10 protein-coding genes are annotated in these 25,010 nt (G+C 27.1%); 6 read left to right on the top strand and 4 right to left on the bottom strand.

Annotated features, from left to right (window positions below):
- Positions 1–109: 109 nt before the first annotated feature.
- From EXC53_RS01040 to EXC53_RS01060, 5 genes are all read left to right on the top strand, one after another.
- On the top strand, positions 110–8,332 hold the full coding sequence (locus tag EXC53_RS01040; RefSeq protein WP_119571839.1) for a hypothetical protein: 8,223 nt from the start codon (positions 110–112) through the stop codon (positions 8,330–8,332).
- An 18-nt stretch (positions 8,333–8,350) separates the two neighbouring features.
- The gene (locus EXC53_RS01045) at positions 8,351–10,168 is read left to right on the top strand and encodes a hypothetical protein (protein ID WP_119571838.1); all 1,818 of its coding nucleotides are present in this window, start codon (positions 8,351–8,353) and stop codon (positions 10,166–10,168) included.
- Positions 10,169–16,846, top strand: a complete 6,678-nt coding sequence (locus EXC53_RS01050) for a hypothetical protein (protein WP_119571837.1) — start codon at positions 10,169–10,171, stop codon at positions 16,844–16,846.
- Between the two features lie 58 nt (positions 16,847–16,904).
- Positions 16,905–18,119 carry an IS3 family transposase gene (locus tag EXC53_RS01055; RefSeq protein ID WP_129724561.1) on the top strand — a complete coding sequence of 405 codons (1,215 nt, stop codon included), beginning with the start codon at positions 16,905–16,907 and terminating at the stop codon, positions 18,117–18,119.
- Between the two features lie 429 nt (positions 18,120–18,548).
- Complete coding sequence (locus EXC53_RS01060) at positions 18,549–18,800, top strand: hypothetical protein (protein WP_197724689.1); 252 nt, start codon at positions 18,549–18,551, stop codon at positions 18,798–18,800.
- A gap of 76 nt (positions 18,801–18,876) precedes the next feature.
- Here EXC53_RS01060 and EXC53_RS04365 read toward each other — a convergent pair whose 3' ends face one another.
- On the bottom strand, positions 18,877–18,987 hold the full coding sequence (locus EXC53_RS04365) for a transposase (protein ID WP_165260975.1): 111 nt from the start codon (positions 18,985–18,987) through the stop codon (positions 18,877–18,879).
- A 376-nt stretch (positions 18,988–19,363) separates the two neighbouring features.
- Positions 19,364–21,646, bottom strand: coding sequence for an MIP family Ig-specific serine endopeptidase (locus tag EXC53_RS01065; RefSeq protein ID WP_119572310.1), 2,283 nt, complete (start codon positions 21,644–21,646; stop codon positions 19,364–19,366).
- 181 nt (positions 21,647–21,827) lie between these two features.
- On the opposite strand from EXC53_RS01065, the gene EXC53_RS01070 reads away from it, so the two are divergent.
- Positions 21,828–23,042 (top strand): IS3 family transposase, encoded by a 1,215-nt coding sequence (locus tag EXC53_RS01070; RefSeq protein ID WP_129724563.1) that lies wholly within the window; start codon positions 21,828–21,830, stop codon positions 23,040–23,042.
- A 32-nt stretch (positions 23,043–23,074) separates the two neighbouring features.
- Here the strand turns inward: EXC53_RS01070 and EXC53_RS01075 are convergent, their stop codons facing one another.
- A complete protein-coding gene (locus tag EXC53_RS01075; protein ID WP_119572321.1) occupies positions 23,075–23,902 on the bottom strand; it encodes a deoxyribonuclease IV in 828 nt (275 codons plus the stop codon).
- A complete protein-coding gene (locus tag EXC53_RS01080; RefSeq protein ID WP_165260978.1) occupies positions 23,895–24,983 on the bottom strand; it encodes a potassium channel family protein in 1,089 nt (362 codons plus the stop codon). The genes EXC53_RS01075 and EXC53_RS01080 overlap by 8 nt, the downstream gene beginning before the upstream one ends.
- Positions 24,984–25,010 lie beyond the last annotated feature (27 nt).

A 25,010-nucleotide genomic window follows, 5' to 3' on the forward strand; every position in this document is an offset into this window, starting at 1 on the left:
AATAAGCTAGTATAAACTTGCCTTATTCCTATATATATATATATATCGTTGAAAATTTAATTTAAGAAAAAATAAGGGAAAAGTTTGAAAGTATTAAGGAGCATTTATTATGAATAAAAATTCAAATAGATCAGAAAACAAAAAAGGACGAAAAGGTTTAATTGCATCAGGTACTGGTGCTTTATTAACAGCTGGATTGGTAGCAGCTTTACCTTTTACAATTCGTCTTGAAGATGAGAAATACGCAAAACCTGAATTTGTTAATTTAGATCGTAAATTCCCAAAAGATACAGTTAACTATTTATTGCAAGAAAAAGTTGTTTTAATAGTTAATGATTTTTTAGCTAACAATGGTAATAATTTAAAGAAAAACGATTTAATTGATCTTTATAAAAAAGTTACATTAGCTAATCAACTTCTTGAAGATCCTCGTTCATCAGTTCAAGTGAAATTGAATTTAAATAGTCAATTAGCACAAGAAATTTTTAGAATTAAGAGCGATTTAAAGCAAGGGTATGATTTTAATTTAGTTGATCCTTTGGTTCGTGATAACGATTTAAGAAGGGAGTTTGATACTTATAAAGCATCTTTACAAAAAGGCGAAATTTCAGTCCCTGAATTTTTAAATAAAGTTGATTCTCTTGAAAAAGAAGAAAATATTTTGAGTGATAATGTTAAAACTAAAGTTTATGAATTTAAACAAAATTATTACGATAAAGATAGTACTTCAATTAATTCTAAAAATCCACTTGTTAATAAAGCAGCTAACTTCATTTTAGAAGAATATGCACAAGAAGTCACAACAGCTGATGTTTTACTTGATCTTGGACAAAAATTTGAAGATGCAAAAAATAAAAATTATCGTACAGTGAATCATAATTTAGATTTAATTGAAGCAATTAATCAAGATTCTCAAAATGCAATTTTAAAATTAGAACCAATTGCGGGAATTAGAGATTATTTAGAAAAACTTAAACAACAAATCAATAGTTTAAGAGGATATGCAAACAATAATTTAAATTTAATCTCAAAACAAAATGCACCAATTTTAAAGAAAATTGATGAACAAATCAATTCACTTAAAAACACAGCTTTTGACAAAATTGCAAACGAGGGACAATTAGATCAAGGGATTGAATCTCTTAAAAATTTAATTAATGCTTTACCAAATAATCAACTTAAAACACTTTTTAAACTAGATAAATTTAATGATTCAAGTGATAAAGAATCAAAAATTAATAATTATTTTGATGAATTATTTAATTTAAACTTAGTGCAAAATGCTAATGAGTTAATCAATCAAATTCAAGCTAATCTTCATGAGAAACAAACAGAAAAATTATTAAGTAACGATCAGGTTACTAATTTTAATACACAAATTCAGAATGTTTTAGCTTCTGCTAACCAAACTAATTTATTTGATGTTTTAGATCAACTCGCAAATATTAATGATGATATTTTATCTGTCATTAATTCAGATGAAAACATTGAAAGTTTAGTTGAAGATGTTTTAATTAATCAAACTAATCGTGCTTTAGCTTTACAAGGATTTGGTAAACCAAATCAAGTACAAGCTAATGAAATTCAACAAATTAAAACAAGATTACAAGAAGCAAGAAGAAATAACGAAAAAGGAAAAGCGTTAGAAACTATCTTTAATGATGAAGCAGAAAATTTAAGATTACTTCTTAAAGAAATGCTTGCTAACTCAATTCCTTTAATTCAACAAACAAGACTTAGCACAGCTTTACAAACTTCAACATTAAGTCAATTAAATGAAACTTTATATAAAGCAGAAACTTATTCTGATCCATATTCAGCTGCAACTAGAGAACAAATGCTTCGTTTATTATCTAATTTAACTTCACTTAACGATCAAGTTGACATTGAAGAAAATTCACACGAACTTTCAGATAAAATTAAAGATTACATCGCCCAAGTTGAAGAAGTATATAGCGATGATCCTGAATATTCTTCACATCAAGTGCTTAATAAACAGTTAAACCAAATTTTAAATGAGGTTGAAAGAATTAAAAACGACAATACTTTAACTTTCCCTGAAAAAGAAGAATTTTTAAAACAAAAAGAGACAATAGCAGAGGATCTTGCTAATCGAGCTAAAGCTGCAAGAAAATTAGAAGACTCAATTAGAGAAGGAGTTGACACTATTAAAGTGATTAATAGTGATCCTGAAATGTCAGCCTTACTTGCTGATGATATTGCAGAACTTAGAGATCTTATTACTAGAGGTAATGGAGAACTTAGAGATCCATATCGTAAAGATATGGATCAAACAGAAGCTTTAATTCAAGCTAAAATCCAAGAAATTAATGATAAAGCTGCTCAACTACAATCTCAAAAGCTTTTAGATAAAATTAAGAAAAATTTAAATAAAGCTGTTGCTATTTCGGAAAAAGAAGGTGTGAATGTTACTATTCAAGATTCTGTTTGATCAAAAGCACAAGAAGTTAAAAAACAAATTGATTCAATTGATCCAAATTTAAGTGCAGCAGAACAAAAAGCACTGAGAGATCCGCTTATTGCTCAATTAGAAAAAATTAACGAAAGTGCACAAGATTCAGTCTTTTTCGATAACGCTAGAACTAAATTACAAAATACAATTGATAAAGCAGAGTTCGAAGTTCCAAATATGCCACAAGAACTTCAAGATAAAGTTAACCAAGGAAAAGCAAAACTTGCTGAACTTAATGAATTTTTAGACAACATTAATCAAGATGATATTACTTCAGCTGAAGAATATCAAGCTAAAAAAGCAGAAGCAGACCAGCTACGTGAAGAAATTGAACTTGAACTAGCTCTTGCAAAGTTAAACGCTGAAGCTGATAAAATTAAAGCTTTAGCTGAAACAGATTCTGAAAAATTAAAAAATGAGCCTTATAATAAACTTAACGAAAAACTTCACGCAATAGAGCAAGAGAGAAATCGGTTAGTGGAATTAGCTCGTAGTAATCCTGAAAATAAAGTTGAATTAACAAAAGAAATTGAAAATACTACCAAAAATATTGCAAAGCAAAATCCACTTCTTGATGCTCTTAAAAAAGCTGGTGATAAATTAGGGACAATTGATGCTCAAAAATATCCAGTGATTTATGAGAATTTAAAAAATACAATCACAGATAATTTACCTCTTGATCCTTTAAAACCAGAAAGCAGTGAAACTATTAGTAATAAAATTGATGCTCTTGAAGAAGCTGTTAATAAAGTGGAAAGTCAAAAAAGATTACAAGACGCAATTGTTGATGCTCAAAAAGTTATTGATAATCAATATAATGAAGGTGAAGATCCAAATACTCCAAAACGTGCAATTTTCAATGATTTAGATGCAGCTGCTCAAACAAAATTAGATAATATCAATAAAGAATTAGCAGATCCAAATACTTCGCTTGCTCGTATTAAACAACTTGAACAAGAAGCTAAAAAATTAGGAAGTGATTTACAAGTTGCTAAAGATGCATTAAACACTAGATTTAATAATGATAAAACTAGAATTGGTAATAAAATTAATGAATTACTTGCACAAGAAAAAACTAATGGTATTGATACAGAAGGTGAAGGTTCAGAAAATTTAGAATTAAAACAATTAAAAGCTGCTTTTGAAACAGCAAAAGACGATCCAAATACTACTTTTGAAGATTTAAAAGCAATTGAAGATAAAATTCAATTAGCTTACTATAAAGATCTTTTTGCTAAAAAATTAAAAGATTCACAAGACAAATTAAAAGAAATTAAAGATTTAACTTTTGATGATGAATCAGGGGATGTTCCAAATCAAGAAAGAGATAAAGTTGTTGAAAAAATGTCCGCTTTATTAGATGAGATTAATTCTGCTGTTGGAGATGCAACCGATCCTTCAAAACTTGCATTGGTTCAAGATAAGATTGCTCAATTAAATAAAATTGATAATTTACTTGAAAAACAAAAGGATGCACTACCTACCATTGCTGAATTTTCTAAACCTAATTCTACAACTCAACCTACAGAATTAATTGCGGCTTTAGAAAAGAATATCCCTACTTTAGATGATAGCCCTAAACAAATTGATAATGAAAATAAAGATTTACAAACCGCAATTAATAAATTAGTTGGTACTCAAAGAGCTAAAGAAAAAGAAAAAGCAAAAATTCAAGAAACTTTAGAAGATTTTAAATCTAAATACGATAGTGCAATTCATGATGCTAAAGTTGATGATCCAACAGAAGGTATTAAGAAAATTGTTGCTGATTTAAACGCCGAAGTAGAAGTAGTTCAAGATGGACCAAAAGTAGCGGAAGAAATTGCGAATATTGAACAAAAAAATAAAGAGCTTAAAAACGCTTTACCTTCAATTTTAAGTGCAGCTCAAAAAGTTAAAGAAGCACAAGACTTAGTTGCTCAAACACCAGAAGGAGAGCAAACTGAACTTCAAAAAGCAGTAGCTGCTGAAATAGAGACAAAAATCGCCGAAGTAAGAGAGGCTTATTCAAGTTTAGAAAAAGCAAAAAACATTAATAATTTAGAAAATGATTTAAACGCTTTAGTTGAGAAATTTACAGTTTCAACAAAAATTAAGACTAATTTAGCTAGTGCTAGAGAAAAACTTAATTTAATGACATATCCTGAAGGAACATTAGGTTCAAATAACCAACCTATTCACGGAACACCAGAAGCGAATAAAACTAAATTTGAAACTTTCTTAACAGAAATTGAAAAATATTCAGAAGATAAAAGTTTAACAACTACAAACTTAGAGGAAATTAATTATTTAGTTGAAAGAGCACTTGTTCTTTTAGATACAGAAGCTCAGTTAATTACAAAGCAAAATTTAGTTAACCCTGCAAATGTTAATAACTCAATTTCTCCAACTTATGGATATGATTTTGATGCACGCAGATTAGCTGATGTAATTAATATTTCTATTCCTAAAAACCCAAATGCAGCAGCTAAAAATTATTTAAGAATTGATGATATTAATACTTTAATTAAGAATTTAAATCAAAACTATTCAAAAGAAGAAATTATTTATGATACTAGAAAACAAGTATTTGAAGCCATTGCAAAAGATTCAGAAACACTTGGTTATAAACAACAAGATGCAGCTGAATTAACAGAATCCAAATATTCAAAATTATTAGAAGAAGCTAATAAATTCTATACAAACAAATTAAGCTCTATTGTTAAAGAGTTAAACATTAATAAAATGTTAGCTGTTCAATCAGCGGCAGCAAAAGGTCATAATGTCTTAACTTCTTATAAACAAATAGCAGATGCTGTTCAAAAAGGTAAGGATAAAATTGTTGCAGTTTCAAATAAACAAAACGAGAAACTTACCCAAGCAATTACATTATTAAATAATGCAATTGCCTCAGGAGAAAGTAAATATTACACACTTTTCAACACCACTTTACTTAACCAAGAAAAAGAAGAAATTGAAGAAAGAATTGATTATATTGATTTAGTTGTTGCTTATGCAGACAAAGTTGCGGAGTTAAATGCTGAAACTAAACTTTCTGAAAAACAAAAAGCTCAATTACAAGCGATTTTAGATGAAGGTTTAAATAAAGCTAACGAACCAGAATTTGCTAATACACAAGGTTATAAAGAAATTGTGACAACTTACTTTACAGGTCATGATCAACAAATTAGCTTTAATGTTGCTTTAGAAAACTCAAAAGCATTACTTGAAACTCTTGAAACAGCAAAACAATACAATATTGCAGATTTAAATGATCAACCAAATGAGCAATCTAATTATCAGTCTGAAAGTATTGCAATGAAAGCTCTTTATGATCGTTTAAAACAAATTGTTGCAGACTCAAAAACAGCTTTAGAAACAATTCCTCATAATGAAATTAATAAAAAATCATTAGATTCACTTCTTAAAGCACAAATTAATGCAATTAAAAATCAAAAAATCAAAGAAGCTAATGCAGTTTTAAACTCTGCAAATGATTTAAACAACTACTTAAATTCAACATATACAGATAGCTCAGATACTCCAAAATTAGCTGATTATGAACAAGTTGCAATTACAGATCTTAGAAATTCTAAAGATACAATTTCTAATTATGAATCAATTAAAACAGTTAATGGCAAAATCAAAGCAGCTCAAGCGAAAATCACTGAGCAAGAGAATGCTTTATTTGAATTTGAGAAAAAGAAACTTAAAGAAAAAATGGATCAAATCAAACCATTTATTGATTATTTAAAAGAAAATAGTGGAGTTCCAGAACTTTTAGGAATTACTTATCTTACAAAGTTAGAATCAGAATATACAGAAGCAGAAACTCAATATCAAAAAACATTTACTCCTGAAGAAAAACATAACTATAAAGCAACATTAATTTCTAGCTACTTACCAAGTAGAAATTTAATGTTACAAAGATATGAACAAATTTTAAATAACACTTCAAGTAGTTTACAAACTTATAAAGAAGGTGCTAATGTCTGAAAACCTCAACTTGAAGCTTCAACAAATTCTTCAAAAACAATTTATGATTATGCTACTTTATTAGGGTGAACTGATTTAACAACTAAAATTGATGCTTCAAAAACTGCTTCAAATGAATTTTCACAACTTGATGCAAGTAAAGATAATCTTAAAACTGTCGATAACTTCAAATCAGCAATTCAAAAACTACAAGATTTTATTGCAAAACGCAACGATTTAGTTTATGGTTCATCAGAAACTGATCATTTATCAATTGAAGATAAATATCAATTTACAATTCAAAATTATGCTGATTTTGGAAACATGCTTAAATTACTTGCTGGTTCACCAAATAATCAATATGATGCAAACAATCCTGAAAACAACCAATATTTTGGAACAATTTCTAAATATTTCTCATTCCAAGGACAAGATGCTCTTCAAAATTTAGAAAGCACTAATGAATTATTAGATGTTAATCCAAAACCATCAACAAAAGCAATTATTTCTTTATTATTAAAAATTTTAAATAAAGCAAATAACTTAGGTGAATGACTTAAAAACCCTATTAATCAAGATTTCGGTTGAGAACAATTAAATAAAAAGACTGATTTAATAAGAAACAACGAAACACTTAGTGTTTACAACTATGTTGATTTTGATGCTTCTCATGCAGTTTTAGCTGAGGACTTTAAAAATGCAGTTGATGCTATCGCTGCTCAAAGCGGTAAAGTTCAAACAGTTAATGGAAAACAAGCTGTTTTACTTAATGGAGAAGATACCGTTTTAGGTTTATTCAAAGATTTCTTAATTTTAAAAGGTAAATTTGGAGATATTTACAATACTAATAATGTTAAAGTTTACTTATACAAAAAAGATGGTCAACAAAACTTTGTAGAGAATATTTTCCAAGCTGATCCAACTTATAAACAATCACAAATTAATTTAATGTTTGTTTATGAAAAACCAACAAATGATCCGCAAAATCTTTACACTAAATTACCTTCTTACTACACAACTTTTGAAGATGTTTTCTTAACATTTAATACTTCTAAATATTTACTTGTTACAAAAGAATCATTCACAAACAAAGCAAAAGTTCTTAGCACAGAAATATTCGATTCTAAGCGTGGTGGATTTAACGCAGGTAATTTAGCTAATGGTATGTTATCTGGATTTATCTCTAACTCAATTGCTATTATGAACGAAAGAAACATTCCATATTTAATTAGCAATAATTCAAATGATGAAAATGTTATTGAAAATGGTAAAAATTACTCTTCAGAAAAAATGTCAGTTAAAATGAAGTTTAAAGAAGGTGCTCAATTCATTTTACTTGGAAGAACATTTAGACAAACTAGTGATAAAGTCTTTTGAAGATTGGGAAGTGTTGACGCAAGCTTGACTCCAAATAATAGAAGAGACAACATTCAAATGTGAATTCCAATTATCATTAATGTACCTCTTGAAGATGTCCAAGATCCAAACAAAAAGACAAACTTATTATTACAAGGACAATTCTATTTTAGTTATCTAAGAGATGCATATAATACAAATGATTTAAAGCTTAAATTTATTTTTAGTGATACTTCTAATGATCCTGCATCTTATACACATATCAATTATGCTATTTTACAGTCAAGCAGTTCAGAATTTGCTAGTTCATATGATTTCTCTAAATATTTAGCAGAATTATTTAATGATAAAAACCAAATGTTTTCTTGATTAGATCCTGCAACTTATGACTCTAAACAAATTAGTTTATTAGGGCTAACTTATAATAGAACTGCAAAAGGTGATAAAGCAAAAATGCAAAATGCAAAGCAATTCTTTACTTGATCTGAACAACAACCATCAGCATGAGAAGCTTTAGAGAAATTTGAAATTAAATTAAATGTCAATTAATAAAGAAAAGGAGAAAAAATGAAAAAATCAACCAAAGCAGCTTTAGGTATTGCTGGAATTTTGGTAGTAACTGCTACTTCATTAGTTGCTATTAAAACTTTGATGCTTAAAGAAAAAAATCATTCTCAAAATGATGACAAAAATAGTTTCGTTCGAAATAATTATTTAAAAACAGTAAACTTAATGCTTCAAAATCCATTTTTAAACGATGCAAATTTAATGAAGGATTTCGAAGAATATCGTGAGTATGTAGAGTTATATGCTAATTCAGAGAACCCATGAATCGATGTTTATATGCAAAAAATTGCTACATTCCAAAACAAAATGCTTGAAGATGTTATTAATAAATTTTTACCAATTGTTGCAAATAATCAAATTACTGAAAAAGAAAAACAATTTTTAAGTGAATTTATTAAAAATCAAATTGATAGAATTACTGAAAATGATTTAAAAGATGGCTTAACAAATTCAAATTTAACTAACTTTGATTTATTTTTAAGTCAAATTAATAACCCAGATTTTACAAATGAAAATGTTAAATATTTACAAAACTTTAAAGAGGGAGTAAAAGCAGCAAGTGATAAGCAAACAGAATTAATTAATCATGCTTTTTCAGGAAACGGGAGATTGAACTATAACATTGACTTTTTAGATTCGTTACCAACTGATGGATTAATTAAAAAGTACAGTGCTTATCCAAATGAAGCGATTAAATTAGTAACTTCTGGTAAATTTAGAGCAAATGACCTTAACACTTTATCTGATTTAACAGATAAAGAACTTAAAAAACTTGTTCAAAAAGATTCAAATTCAGGTTTATCTATTCTTGATAATTTAAATAAAGATAGTGCAACAATCCAAGCAAGCTTAGACTCTATTTTAAATAATGCATATACAATCGAAATTAATAAAGCTTTATTATCATTAGAAGAATTATTGTCAAACAATAATTTAACAAATGAAAACAAAACAGAACTTAACGAAACTTTAACACAATATAAAAATCAAGATTTATCAGCTCCTGAGGCATTTCAAGCAATTTCGAAAATTAGTCCAAAAGTACAAGAAACACTTTTATCTCATGTTGATTCAAATTTATTAGCTGAAGCTAATAAATATTTCGAAAACACAAATAAAGATCTTAATAACGCATCTTCATTAGAAGATTTACAAGAAATTAAATCAAATAGTAATATTTTTAAAACTAACTTAACAAGTCAATTAAAAAATCCCGAAACTTTAAAAAATGATTTAAATTCATACATTGAATTAACTCGTCAAAAATTTGCAGAACTTGGTAATCAAACTACAATTTCTCAAATTCTTTCTGAGCACAAATATCAAGATTTTATTAAGGTAGATTATCAAGATACTTTAAATTCAGAAGTTAAAAATAATAAGAAAAATTTAATTGATGCAAAAAATGATTTAATGAATGAAATTAATCAACAATTAACTATTGCACAAAAATATAAAAATCTTGCAAATGAAGTTGCTAATAATAAATTTATTGGTCCATTTGAAAAAGAAACTTTATTAAATGCTTTAACTTATTCTTACCCAACAAGCGAAGAACAAGCAAATCAAGTAATTGATGCTTTAAATAAACATTTATCTATTAAAAATCAATATCAAGATTTAGTTTCGACAATTGATAATTTTGAAGAAACAACTAATTCAGGTAACTTTTTATCACCTGAGGATTTAGCGAATATTACAAACAAAACTCAATTTGTGAAAGAAGAAACTATCGGTTCTTCGCAAGCTTTAGTTACTAAAGTTGCTCCAAAATTAGATGTAATTAATGGTAATTTTACCAAACCATATCAAAATTAAGTGTTAGCTTTAAGAGAATCTTTTAGAAAAATTCAAAAAGAAAAATTAGCAAAATTAATGAAAGCAGCAAATGATAAAATCAATGCACTTTCAATTTGAAATCTTCACTACTATGATTTTGAACGTCATTTAGCGAATTTAAATAAACAATCACAAACTATGGTTGATGAATTTTCACCAACAGTTAGTGATGTTTTAACAGAACAAATTAAGAAATATTTAGATCTTTTAACAGCATTGGATGGAATTAATTCATTAGCAGATATTCTTGGTAAGGCTCGTAAAGCAAATGATTTTATTAATCATGTTTACAACAACCTTAATGAAGATCCATTTACTCCAAGTCCTTATGAAAAAGCTTCAACAGATCTTGCAAGTGATATTTTGAATAAATTAGAAGGATACAATAATAAAGCAGCTTCAGGGCAAGAATTGACACCAGAAGATTATGAAGATATCAATAAATTAAGAGATCAAATCTTAAATATTCAAGATAATTCTCCAAAATTAGACGCTTTAGATTCTGATATTAAAGAAGCTGATGCAACAGTTGATGATATTACTAGTTCAGATAGTTATCAACAAGCTTCAATAGCAAATCCTGCACTTAAAAATAAAATTGATAAAGCTTTAGATGAACTTGCAAAACTTAAAGAAGAAGCTGCTAAATTATTTGCAGATCCAAATGCTAAAACAAGTGATATTACAGCGATGCGTAATGCAATTAAAGCTAAAAATGATGAACTTAAAGGATTTGTAGGTGATCTTTCAACAGGTGCTAATTTAAAATCTCTTGAAGATAAAATTCGTGAAACTTATCCTCATGATGTTGATGAAACAATAACACCAGGAGAAAAGGCACTTTGAGATCGCTTAAATAAAGTTAAAGAATTAAGCTTACAACCTAATTTAACTCTTGAAGATCAAAAACTTTTAAGTAAAGAAATTGAAGATTTAGGAAAAGCAATTCCACTAGTAAAAAAACTTGAAGATCGTGCTAACGAATTAAAAGCTAAATCTGAGGATTATAATCAAGAACCTAAATCAAAATATGTTAATAATGATAGTGAAGAAGCACTTGATCAACTTGATAATGCTATAACTAATGCATTAAATAATATTAATAGTTATGGTCAAGATGCAATTCAATCTCCAACCATTACTTCAACAAGTCTTTTAGGATTGCTTAATGATTTAAATGATAAAAACGATGATTTTGATTTAAGTTATCAAAAAGAAAGATTACAACAATTAAATCAAGAAGCACAAGAACAAGCATATCCAGCAAGTGAAATTGAAGATCAATCTGATGTTAAGAATCTACTCAACCAATCTTTAAAAGCACTTGATAAATACGCACAAAATAAACTTGATGAAAACGATGTTGAAACAATTTCGAAAGCAGGTGATTTATTTGATAAAGAATTGCCTTTAATTGCAAAAATTAAAGAAACAATTGCTTTAAGCGATTCATATAAGGATAGCAAACCTGAGGTTAAAAAATATTTAGATCAAGTTTTAGCAAACAATATGCCTAGTCCTAGTGACTCAGAAGAAGATATTGCTCGTAAATTAGCAAATATTGAAAAAGCACAATCAACAGCGGCTCAAATGAATGATTTTATTGATGTTTATAAAGAACTTGATAATATCCTTTCAGATGACAAAGCTAATCCGGCTTACAAAGATAAAGCTTATCTTAATGATGTTTTATTAGATATTGAAAAGCAAAAAGAAGATTATGCAAAATTCACCAAAGGTGACAATAATTACCAAAATGAAGTTTCGCCAGAAAACTTACAAGAAGCTAAGGAAAAATTAGCTCTTAAAATTGAAGCACTTAAAAAAGCTCGTGATAATAAAATTGAAGATTTCAACGATGCTGTTGTTCAAGCTGATGAAAAAATCGCAGCTTTAGATCAAGAAAAACAAACTCGTTTAGAAGATTATCCAAATGAAAAGTTTGAAAAATATGATGCAGCAAAAGCAGCTTTGCAAGAACTTGAACAAAGTAATGAAGCAACCAAAGAAAGTATTGATGCAGCTCGTGAAAAATTAGATTTAGAGTTTGAAAAAGATAAAGCCTTAAACTTAGTTGATGCATTACATCGAATTAATAACGATGATGCTTATGCTAATTTACCAGAATACCAAACAACTAAAGCTGCAACTGATGCTTTTGAGGGATATGTTAATAATATTATTAACACTCAAAATCCAACAATAGATCAAGTAAAAGATTTAGAAGAGAAAGTTAAAGAAAATACTAAACTTGTTGGGCTTCAACAATTAGTTGCTGGTTATTTAGATAGCAAAAAAGATGATCCTAATTTCGAATCACAAAGAGAAGCTCTTGAAAATGCTTTAAGAAATTCTCTTCCAACAGCTGATAACCAATATTCTGATTTAAAAGATCGTTATGAAAAATTATTAGAAGCATTTACAGCTGAAAAAGAGTTAGAAAAACAAAAACAATTAAACCAAAGAGCTTTAGAACATAAAGTTGGTGATCAAGTTGAAGCAGGTCTTAGAAAAGATTTCTTTGACGAATTATCTCCTACTACTAACGATCCTGAAGCGATTAACAAAGTTAACGAGACAATTGATAGTTTATTGGAAGCTAATAAAAATGCAGCTACTCTTGCAGAAGCTGAAAAAATAAGAGATAAAATTGCAACTTTAGAAGGTAATAAAATTGCAATTAGACAACTTTCAGAAAAAGTTAAATTAGGATTAGATGCAATTGAGAAAACTAATGGAAGCACTTCAAATGCTGTTCAATCAATTAAAGAAGAACTAGAAGAAAAAATCAAAAAAGCTCGTGAAGAATATGGTGACTCAGAAAATAATGTTAAAGATCTTAACGCTCTTGCTCCTGAGGTTGCTCTTCTTACTGAAAAATTAGAAAAATCATTATTAATTGAAGCAAAAATCAAACAAATTCAAGCAGATTATCTTGATACAAATATTAATTACTACACTTTAAATGGTCGTGATGGTCAACAAGCAAGATTAACATTGCTTAAAAACTATCTTAAAAACCTTGGTGATTTTTCAACAAATACAGGTGAAAAAGATAGTTCAAAATGGGATAATATTCTTACTCGTTTAAATGTTTTTGAAGAATTAGCTAAAGAACTTCAAGTTGTTTCTGAAAAAATCAAAGATTGAAAAAATGAAGCAAATTCATACATTGGATACAACACGGATGCTGAAGCTTTAATTCAAGCGATGTGAGATAACACACCAAATCCAATTAATGCCACAAAGAATTTAGATGATAATTCGCCACTTACTACATTTAAAACTAATTTAGAAACAAAACTAAGTGCTCAACAAGAAATCAATGCTAAGCGTGTTGATGTTCACGAAAATAAAGTTAATCCAACAATTTTAGAAATTCAAACATTAACAACACCAGAAGATAGTGCTAAATTTAATGATTTATATGCAGAATTAAATAAAAGAATTTCAAATTATAGTGAAAAAACAGATACTGCTCAAACTTTAACTAATTTAGAAACTCTTTCAACTAAAATTGATTATTTAAATTCTATTTTTGCAAAATTAAAAGAATTAGCTACAACAATTTATGATGTTAAGAATTTCTTAGCGCAAGTTTCACCGATTGGTGATTTAATTCAGGCAGTTGATGAGTTAAATGAAAACTTAAATAGTTCTGATCTTTTATATCAAAATGAGTCAGTAACAAATGAAGAATTGAATAACAAAATTGAAGAATTAAAATTTAAATTCCGTGTAATTCAAATTAAATCAAAAGTTGTTGATTTTAAACAAACTTTAGATAGCAATACAATCTTAAAGAAAGATGAGAAAAAACCTTTCGAAGATGTTTATAATCAAATTCTTGCAACAATTAATTCAGTTACACAATCTGATCCAAATAAAGAAGAAACTTTTGCTTCAATTCTTGATAACTATTTTAATGACGAACCAAGCTCTATCAATAACTTATATAAATATCTTGAAAATGCAAATAATTTAAGAACAAAAATCAATGAAGCTGAGAAATACTTAGTAAAAGAAAAACAACAAGCTGAAAGTGATAAATATGTGGATAGCGCAGCTGCGATTGAAAAATATCAAGAACTTCGTAATCAAATCAACGAAGCAAATGAAGCAAACAAATTAGCTATTGAAAATTCTATTTTTGCTACTAAAAATGCTCAAAAGTCAAGTCTTGATATGGCAATTACGGATCTTGTACGTGTTAAAGTTAATTCAGCCAATGTTTTATATCAAAAATTAAATGCGTTTAAAGACGCGTTCACACGTAATAATTTAACAACAACATTAGGAACAAATTTTGATACTGTTCTTAATGAACTTAATTCTTATAGTCCTAGTGCAGAACAAAAATCAAAACCGGAAGTTATTGACGAAACAAACAAATTGCTTTCAAAAGGATTTGATGTATTTAGAGAAGCGATGACAAACGCAACAAATACACTTCAAACTAATTTATATGATATAAATTCTGAAATCAAGAACTATAACGATGACTTTGCTAATAATTCAAAAACTTTATTAAACGAAACAGAAGTTACAGCTTACCAAGGACTTGTTGCAAATTTACGTGAAAACCAAACTTTTGCTCAGGATAAAGAAAATGTTATAGTTGATTCTTATCTTAATTTTGATCTTACTGATCATTTATTCCAAAATGAATATGTTTTAGAATTTGTTAACAAAATTAATCATTCTAAAGAATTAATTACAGAATTTAAGACAAACTTAAAACAAGATGTTGCAACTCTTATTAATGAAATTTCAATCTTTGATACTTTCTTTAAATCTAAATATACAGAGAATTCAGATTCATTTATTGATAAGTATGAAGCATTAAAAAGTCAGTTTAATTCAAAATTAAAATCAGATTTAGAAGAAGTTAATACTCTTCAAACTAATTTAACTGACACTTCTGGCTCAAGTACTCTTGCCACTTATTCAAGTGCAGCAAAACAATTAAAACAAGATTATGTAGCTTACTTAGCTAAACTAAAAGAAGAAATTCAAAAAACTATTAATTCAAGAGAAAACTTAACTGAAATTTTCAATGAATTATTTACAAATGATATAGGATGAAATAATACAAATCTAGAGGTTTATAACACAATTGTTGCACCTTACAATCAAGAGTTTACCAATATTAATCAAAAATTAAATGCAATTAGTAATGAAGTTTCTGATGTTAATTTAACAGCTTTAAAAGAGTTAGATTCATCAATGGAAACATTTATTGCATGACCAAAAACTCATAAAAATGATTTTGCTTTACAATTAACACAACAAGTAAATGGTAAAGATCGTTATCAAAATATTACAGCAAATGAAACAACAACAATCGAAAAACTTAGTGCGTTTTTAAATTCTTTAGACTCTAATACACAAGAGATTGACATTACCACATATACTAGGTTTTTAGACTTCTTTGATCAATTTGCTTTCACAGCAAAAGATTCACTTGAACCAAGTTCAATTTATAACTTAGTTAACTTTAGAGTCTTTTTAGTGAAAAATGATAGTTCTGAATGATATTCTTCAGTTGCTTCACAAGATGACAGTGTGAAAATTGGTGCATTTAAACTTAAATATGTTTATGAACCACAAAGTTTAAATGTTTATGCTGATAGTTTTGATAGACTTGAAGTAGTTAAAGATAATGTTCAAATTTCATTTAAAACAACAGGAATTATCAAGATTCCAAACGGAAATACATCAATTTTTTACGATGCAAGTGATTCAACAAAAATTGGTAAAGTAAATAAACTTAAAGTATTAAATGTTCGTGAAGCTGGTTGAAATGTTACAACAAGAGAACAAGCAATCACCAAAGCAATTGATGTCTTTAAGAAAATGGTTGTTGAAAAACAAAATGATCCTGATTTTGCTCAAAACAATAAATTTAAATTCCAATTACAAGATCTTTCTATTTTAGATTCTTATGTTCAAGTTAAATCTTATCTTGATGAACAAAGAATGAGATTTTATGTCAACGAAGATACCAAGGAAATTGTTATTGCTCACTTAACACCAAGTAGCATGACTTCTTTCCCACCAGGTTCTGGAAATTTATCTGTTTCTTGAGATAATACTAAGACTTTCTGAAAAGTTCGTCAAGGAGTATATAATGCCGAACTTACAATGCCAGCTGCCTTACTTTCTGCAATTCGTTTCTCATTTGAATTTGACCCAGACACAGGAGATTTATTCATTTATAACACATGATTAGAATCTATGGCAGTTATTAAGAATAGATTAACATTAACAAATCAGCAAAGTACAATTACAAGATCTCAATTTGCTGATGAATTAATGGCCTCACTTGATACTGACAAAACATGAATTAAAATTACTCCTTATAGGTCAGGAGAAGCAGATAGACTTAAAAGAGGTAAATCTTCATTATTAATTAAAGGTGATAGTGAAGGTGTTAATTCATCAAAAACTAGACAATGAGTTACTGAGATTACAAGTACAAAATATGGTTGATTTGACGCATTTAGTCGTTCAGGATTTAATTATGTTGGATACAATATAGGGACAAATCCTTATTCTGCTAATGGTAATCCAATTGTATATGGTGGAAATGACCTTGCTCATAAATTACCTCTTTCTTCTGCTGGTATTCTTGAATTTGAATACAAAATTAGATAGTAAAATCATAAAAAATAACCACATTAAACTAGGACAATAAAAATTAACATTCCTTCGAATGTTAATTTTTTATATTTTTAAAGGAGAAAAAATGGGTAAACATTTTACAGAAGAACAAGAAAAAGAAATTTATAATACATTTTTTCAATTAGGTAAAAAGGATGCGATTGAACTGATGTATAAATATGGTGCAAAAGCAAAAGATAAATATGTGAAAGCGAGATTACGAAGAATATTAAAACATTATAATTGTAATATGAATAAAAAACCAAGAAAGCCTGGAACCGGTAGGTCAAGAAAAGTGAAAGAACAAGATATAAATTGAGACATTTTTACACGAGAAGATTTAATTGAAATTGCAAAAAGATATAGAGAAATTACAAAAGATAAATTTAAAACAGAGAAAGTTCAAGAGGCATCACATATTAGTATAGTTTCGTATAAACTTGCTATTTTGTTGTCTCTTTGTAGACAAACAATATCCAAACATAAAAGAAACAATTTTGCTCCTAGAATTAAATCCAGAAAAATAAAGTACCAAGACTTGATTATTGATTCATTTAAACAAAATAGATCTAAATATGGTAGACAAAAATTAAAATATTTTATCTTAAAGCACTATAAAATAGACATAAACGAAAGAACTCTGGGAAGATATATGAATGCCTTAGGTTTATTTTGCAATGTCAGAAAAAGAAAAAAACTAAAAGAAGTAAAGAATACATCTGTCATAAAAGAAAACATTGTTAATAGAGATTATAATGATGTATATAACAGAAATATATATGCTACTGATGTAACATATCTTCCAGCGACAAAAGATGCAATAAACAATAATGTTTATCTTTCAGTAGTAATTAAACATAAAACTAAAGAAATAATTAGTTTTTCTCTTTCTAAATTTAATGATTCCAAATTAATTTACAAAACATTTGAAAATGTTGATTTTGAAAAAAGTTTTATATTACATTCAGATCATTGCTCAACTTATACATCTGATGATTTTTCTCGTTTTATTCAAAATAAAGGTGGAATAATTTCACTTTCAAAAGTAGGAAATAGTTTAGATAATAGAGTTGTGGAATATTGATTTTCAAATTTAAAAACTGAATTAATTAGAGATTTAAATATCAAAGCTATGACTTTGAGTGAACTAGAAAAAGTGATATCTAATTATGTTCATTGATACAATAAATTTAGAATTCAATCATGTTTGAATTGAAAAACCCCATACGAATATAGTATGGGGCTATCCAATTTAATAAATTGTTAATTTTTTCTGTCCTAGTTTAGTTTTATTTGGTCACGGAATTGTTCCTATTCATATAAAGAAAATTCTTGAAACAAGAAATGATGAAATAAAATTTGTAATATCAGGTATTAGTGAAAAATGAAATACTTATATTCATGATTTTCCCGTTCCTTTAGATGAGAATAATAAATTTCCTTATATTGCTAAAGCAACTATGTGTTACTTTCCTTTATGTAATAGATTGCAAGGTGTTGATTATACAAATACCGAATTAAATTTACATTTTGGACCATTTGATAAAAAAATCATATAAAAGATATTAAAGGTGACAAACAAAATGAAGATTATATATTTAATGATGAAAAAGTTTATATTTTCGAAAATGAAGCAAGAGAATATTTTAGAAAATGAGATAATGTAAAATTTAAAGTTGAAAGAGTAAACAAAAGAATGATTCCAAAAAAATCTTTTTATAAAAAAACTTGAGGAATGGAAATTAAAACAAACAATCGATTACATCCTAAAGAGGGTGAAGGTATTCGCTTCGGTGTTGTTGTTACTCTTAGAGAAATGAAAGGTATAAATAGAATTCAAGAATTTATTGAAATTTGCAAAGAAAAAAACCTTTCACCAAAAGTGATAGATGTTGATAATAGAGAAAAAATTTATCAAAAATTCAATGAAGATATAGAATTAAAATAATTATTTTTAATCAATTATCTACTAATTAATTTTATAAAAAATAAAAAGTGCTAAAATTAAATTAAGACAGAAAAAATTAACAATTTATTAAATTGGATAGCCCCATACAATATTCGTATGGGGTTTTTCAATTCAGAGATGATTGAATTCTAAATTTATTGTATCAATGAACATAATTAGATATCATTTTTCTAGTTCACTCAAAGTCATAGCTTAGATATTTAAATCTCTAATTAATTCACTTTTTAAATTTGGAAATCAATATTCCACAATTCTATTGTCTAAATTGTTTCCTACTTTTGAAAGCGAAATTACTCCGTCTTTATTTTGAATAAAACGAGAAAAACCATCAGATGTATAAGTTGAGCAATGATCTAAATGTTGTTAAAATCCACATTTTCAAATGTTTTATAAGTTAATTCTGCTCGTGAAAAAATGTATGAATTTATATCTTGTTCTTTCACCTTTCTTGATCTACCACTTCCTAGTTTTTTGTCTTTAAAAATATAAAAATTAACATTCGAAGGAATGTTAATTTTTATTGTCCTAGTTTAATAATGTGGCTATTTTTGTTTGCTAAATAAAAATGTTTCAAAATCTTGACCATAAATTTTAATAAGTTGTTCTTTATAAGAATTGGTTTGATGAGGATATAGTTTTTTATTTCTTCCATCAATTAAGTTGTAAGCTTCAATTGTTCCATTAGGAGTTCAAATTCTTGCTCTTTGGACAAAAGAAATAAATAATGAAACATGATTGGTTTGTCATTTGTTATTATCGTCTAAATAAACAGAAACATTATTTTTATCTGTCCCAAATAAAAGACCAATTGGTAATCCATCTTGGTTTAAGACTAGACTACCACTTGCTCCACCTTTTGTTTCATTACGGTGAGATGTAGAATAAGCAAGTCCGTAGTAATATGGTTTTTCACCATTATTAAAAATTGTTCCTTTATTAGCAATATGTTTTTCATTGTAAGTGTTAATCATTGAAAAAGGTAATTTATTATTAATTCAATCACTATGATTTAATGAGTCTAGATCTTGGTTTGCAACATTGGTAAAAATACCTGCTTTAAGATCGTTAGTAAGAATTGGGTGGCCAAAAATATAAAGTGAATATGGTTTGTAAAAATAAGTTTCACTATTACTTGTTAAAAATTGTTTCAAATAAGTATCAATTTTTTGAGCTTGTTCATAAGTGGTAATTTGATTAAGAACACCATGATCATCACGTCCGATAATATTATTTCTTAATTCTCAAAGTGATCCATAATCAAGAGTAGCATAAGGTAAATTATCTTGAAAGAAAGCGGAATTAGAATTTTGAATTTGAGCTTTAGAATTTTTTAAAACTTCCATTCCATCAATTAATCTTTTAGCAACTTCTCTTTCTGATGAATCTTTTAAATTAAAATCTTTTGAAAAATCAACATCTCATTCTAAAATTGAAAATTCTGTATAGTGATCTTTTGTTTTATTTTCTTCTGCATAAGAATCTGAGTCCATAAAGTTCCGAGCAACAAAGAAAGTTTTTGGGCGAGAAGTTTCAGTTAATTTTTTATATTTCATTTTAGGATCAGGACCATAACTTTCAGCTACTCCTAAAAAGAAATTAGTAATTTTTTTAGTGCGTTGATTTTGTTGAAATTCAGGGTAATCGCTTGGACCATAAATTTCAACTGCAACGTGATAATTTGTTGCAAAAAAGAATTTGTATTTCTTTTTAGATTCAATTTCTTTGAAATCAAAAAGTCAAATAGTTGCACCTGTGTTGTTTCCGTCATCATATGTTAAAGAATAACTAAAAGTGCGTTTCCGAATTTGATCAAGATAAGCACGATTAGTTGTTAATAAATTGTAAGTAGGTTGATTATCATTATATTTTAATGCTTGTGGATTTTCTAAATAATAATCTTCGGCAGATTTGTCTTGATTATCATGAGAATCTTCTTCTGAATTTGAATTTTCATTAATTGAGTTTTTTGAATTATTTTCAACTTCTTCATGATTGCTTTCATGAACATTTTCTTGATTATTTATTGGATTAGAATTTGCTTCTTCTTCATTGGTTTTTGGTTCACTTTGATTTGAATTTTCTTCTGAATTGATTGAGTTATTTTCATGATTGGAATTATCTAGATTTTGATTTGAGCCGTTTGATTCTTCGATAATATTGTTATTTTGATTATTTGTGTTATTTTCAACATTAGATTCTTCTTCTTCGTTATTTTGATTTTCTGTTGTATTATGGTTTAATTCTGTTTCATTATTGCTATTTATTTCATTTTCTTCCGAAGTAGTTTTGCTATTTGAATCTTCTTCGATAACATTTGTATTATTATTATTATTATTATCTATATTATTTGCTAAGTCATTTTCATTAGAATTAGTTTCGGTTTTTGGATATTTGTTTAAAGGGTTTTGATCTTGATTTATCGAAGAGTTATCATGATTAGTTTCAGAATTTTCTTCACGACTCACATCGTTTTCTTCGTTTATCTGATTATTTTGGCCCTGATTTTGATTAGCATTTACTGTTTGATCTTTGTTACTTTCATTTGTTGCATCATTTTGATTATGATTATTTGTATCTTCTGGCTTTTGATTCGAAGAATTTTGTTCTTCATTTATTAAAGAATTATCTTGATTAGTGTCAGGGTGTTCTTCGTGATTAATGGTATTTTCTCTGTCGTTTATTTTCTCTATTTGTTTTGGATTATTTTTTTCTAAATCATTATTTTCTCTCTTTGTTTCTTTTTGTGAATGTACACAACTTGGAAGAATTAAAAGAGGTACAAAAGAAGGTGCTGCTATAATTATTTTTCGTCAAAGCTTTTTCATTAGTGTTCTTAATTTTATTTAAATTGAATTTTAAAAAAATAAAAATTAAGAAATCCTTTCATGAGAATTTAAGTTTTATAAACTTACTTTAAATAAATTATAAATAAATTTGAGTTTTTTAATCTAAATGAAAAAATAAAGCTTGAATAAACTAGGACAATAAAAATTAACATTCCTTCGAATGTTAATTTTTTATATTTTTAAAGGAGAAAAAATGGGTAAACATTTTACAGAAGAACAAGAAAAAGAAATTTATAATACATTTTTTCAATTAGGCAAAAAGTATGCAATTGAACTTATGTATAAATATGGTGCAAAAGCAAAAGATAAATATGTGAAAGCAAGATTACGAGGAATATTAAAACATTATAATTGTAATATGAATAAAAAACCAAGAAAGCCTGGAACCGGTAGGTCAAGAAAAGTGAAAGAACAAGATATAAATTGAGACATTTTTACACGAGAAGATTTAATTGAAATTGCAAAAAGATATAGAGAAATTACAAAAGATAAATTTAAAACAGAGAAAGTTCAAGAGGCATCACATATTAATATGGCTTCGTATAAACTTGCTATTTTGTTGTATCTTTGTAGACAAACAATATCCAAACATAAAAGAAATAATTTTGCTCCTAAAAATAAATCCAGAAAAATAAAGTACCAAGACTTGATTATTGATTCATTTAAACAAAATAGATCTAAATATGGTAGACAAAAATTAAAATATTTTATCTTAAAGCACTATAAAATAGACATAAACGAAAGAACTCTAGGAAGATATATGAATGCCTTAGGTTTATTTTGCAATATAAGAAAAAGAAAAAAATTAAAAGAAGTAAAGAACACATCTGTCATAAAAGAAAACATTGTGAATAGAGATTATAACGATGTATATAACAGAAATATATATGCTACCGATGTAACATATCTCCCAGCGACAAAAGATGCGATAAACAATAATGTTTATCTTTCAGTAGTGATTAAACATAAAACTAAAGAAATAATTAGTTTTTCTCTTTCCAAATTTAATGATTCAAAATTAATTTACAAAACATTTGAAAATGTGGATTTTGAAAAAAGTTTTATACTACATTCAGATCATTGCTCAACTTATACATCTGATGATTTTTCTCATTTTATTGAAAATAAAGGTGGAATAATTTCACTTTCAAAAGTAGGAAATAGTTTAGATAATAGAGTTGTGGAATATTGATTTTCAAATTTAAAAACTGAATTAATTAGAGATTTAAATATCAAAGCTATGACTTTGAGTGAACTAGAAAAAGTAATATCTAATTATGTTAATTGATACAATAAATTTAGAATTCAATCATGTCTAAATTGAAAAACCCCATACGAATATAGTATGGGGCTATCCAATTTGATAAATTGTTAATTTTTTCTGTCCTAGTTTAGAAAGCTTTATTTTTATTTCTTTAATAAAAGTGCAATTTCCTCTTTGTAAGGAGAGAAGTTATCTTCATAAGGAGTTTCGAGAATAATAGGAATATTATCAAAATCTGGATCGAAAACAAATTTTTGTAATGTTTCTAAACCGATAAATCCTTGATCGATATTAGCGTGTCTATCTTTATGTGAATTTAAATCATTTTTTGAATCATTTAAATGAATAACTTTAACTCTTTCAAGTAAGTTTCATTTTTTAAGTTCTTGTTTAAAGTTTTGATATTCCTTTAAGTTATAACCAGCATCTCAAAGATGACAAGTATCAAGACAAACTTGAACTCTTTCTGATTTTACTCATTCTAAAATATAGGCAACTTGTTCAAAGTTTATTCCTATCTCAGTTCCTTTACCTGACATTGTTTCGATACAAATAACAACATCTTTGGTGTTTGCGATAATTTCTTTTAAACTATCAACCAAAGTATCTAACGCTTCTTCTGGACTATGTGTTGTAAAGGCACCTGGGTGTAAAACTAAATATTTTGCACCAAAATAATTCATTCGATTAATTTCTTTAATTAAAAAATCAATCGAATAACTTGCTTTTTCAGGATTAGCAGGGTTAACAATATAAGGAGCATGAACAACTATATCTTCTGGTTTTATGATGTTTGAAAATTGAGCTAGATATTCTTCTTTGTGATAATTTTCAACACTAGTTCTAATTGTTGTTTGTGGTGCACCTAAATAAATCATCATGGTATTAGCACCGTTATTTATTGATTCTTGTGCTGCTCCAACTAAATAATTGGGTTTTTTAAATGAAACAAAACTACCTAGTTTAATCATTTTGAATCTCCTTATTTATTTTTTCTTTTTTATCATTTTTTTCTGTTGCTTTTTCAACTAAATTAATTAGTTTGCGAGTTTTAGTTTCTTTAGGAAGATCTTGCTTTTTGCTATTTGCTCTTTCTTGCATTTCAGTTAAAAATGCACCAGCGATAACCCCAGAAGGAATTGCGATAATAGCAATTGCCATTAATGCAATGAAACTAACGATAATCCGACTTACGGGTGCATGAGGAGAATAATCACCGTATCCAATTGTAGTGAGAGTAATTGTGGTAAAGTAAATAGATGATCAAAAATCAATAATATATCCACTACTTAAAGCTTGATATTCGCTTGTGGTTTTAACTTGCTCAATAAAATCTTTTGGTACTTGTAAAATATTAGTAAGCTGTCTTTGGTTTTCAGTGTTATAAAGTTTTAAAATATATTCATTTTGAGTTTCAATTAGATAATTTGATTCATTGTTTCAAATAACAAGAGCAAAAAGAATAATTAAAATAACTATTAATAAAAAAACTGAAGTTAAAACTTTTTTTTGTTTTCCAAAAACACTTGCAATTGCTTCAAATGGACCAAAAAGAGTAAGTACCATAAATAATCTAATGATTCTCATCATGTTGAATATTTTCAATTCACGAAAGATATGAGCAACATTTTGATCGATTGAACCAAGATGTTCAACAACGTGAATTGAAGCTAAAATACAACAAATAATTACAATTGAATTAAAAGAAAAAAAGTATCTAAGGTGTAAAAACGGCACTTTTAAATGTCTTTTATCACGAGCATACTGGTAAGTCAACATGTGAAGAATATAATCGATTAAAAAGACAAAGAAGGTAATAATTTGGATAATTGAAATAATTATCTTTAAAGCTGTAATAGTTATATCAAATAATGAAAGAAATGAAATAATGCACGAAATACCAATGACAATAGCATAAACTAATCTTAAAAATGCAATTTCTTTTAAATTAGATTTAAGTTTATCGTCATATTTTTTTGATGTTCAAACAATTGCGGTCAAATATTCCATAAATTTATTATTTGAAAGATTGAATTTAATATTTTTAAACATATGTAAATTATATTGAAAAGTTGAAAA

It is taken from the genome of Mycoplasmopsis gallopavonis, from assembly GCF_900660635.1.
GTDB classification, from domain to species: domain Bacteria; phylum Bacillota_I; class Bacilli_A; order Mycoplasmatales; family Metamycoplasmataceae; genus Mycoplasmopsis; species Mycoplasmopsis gallopavonis.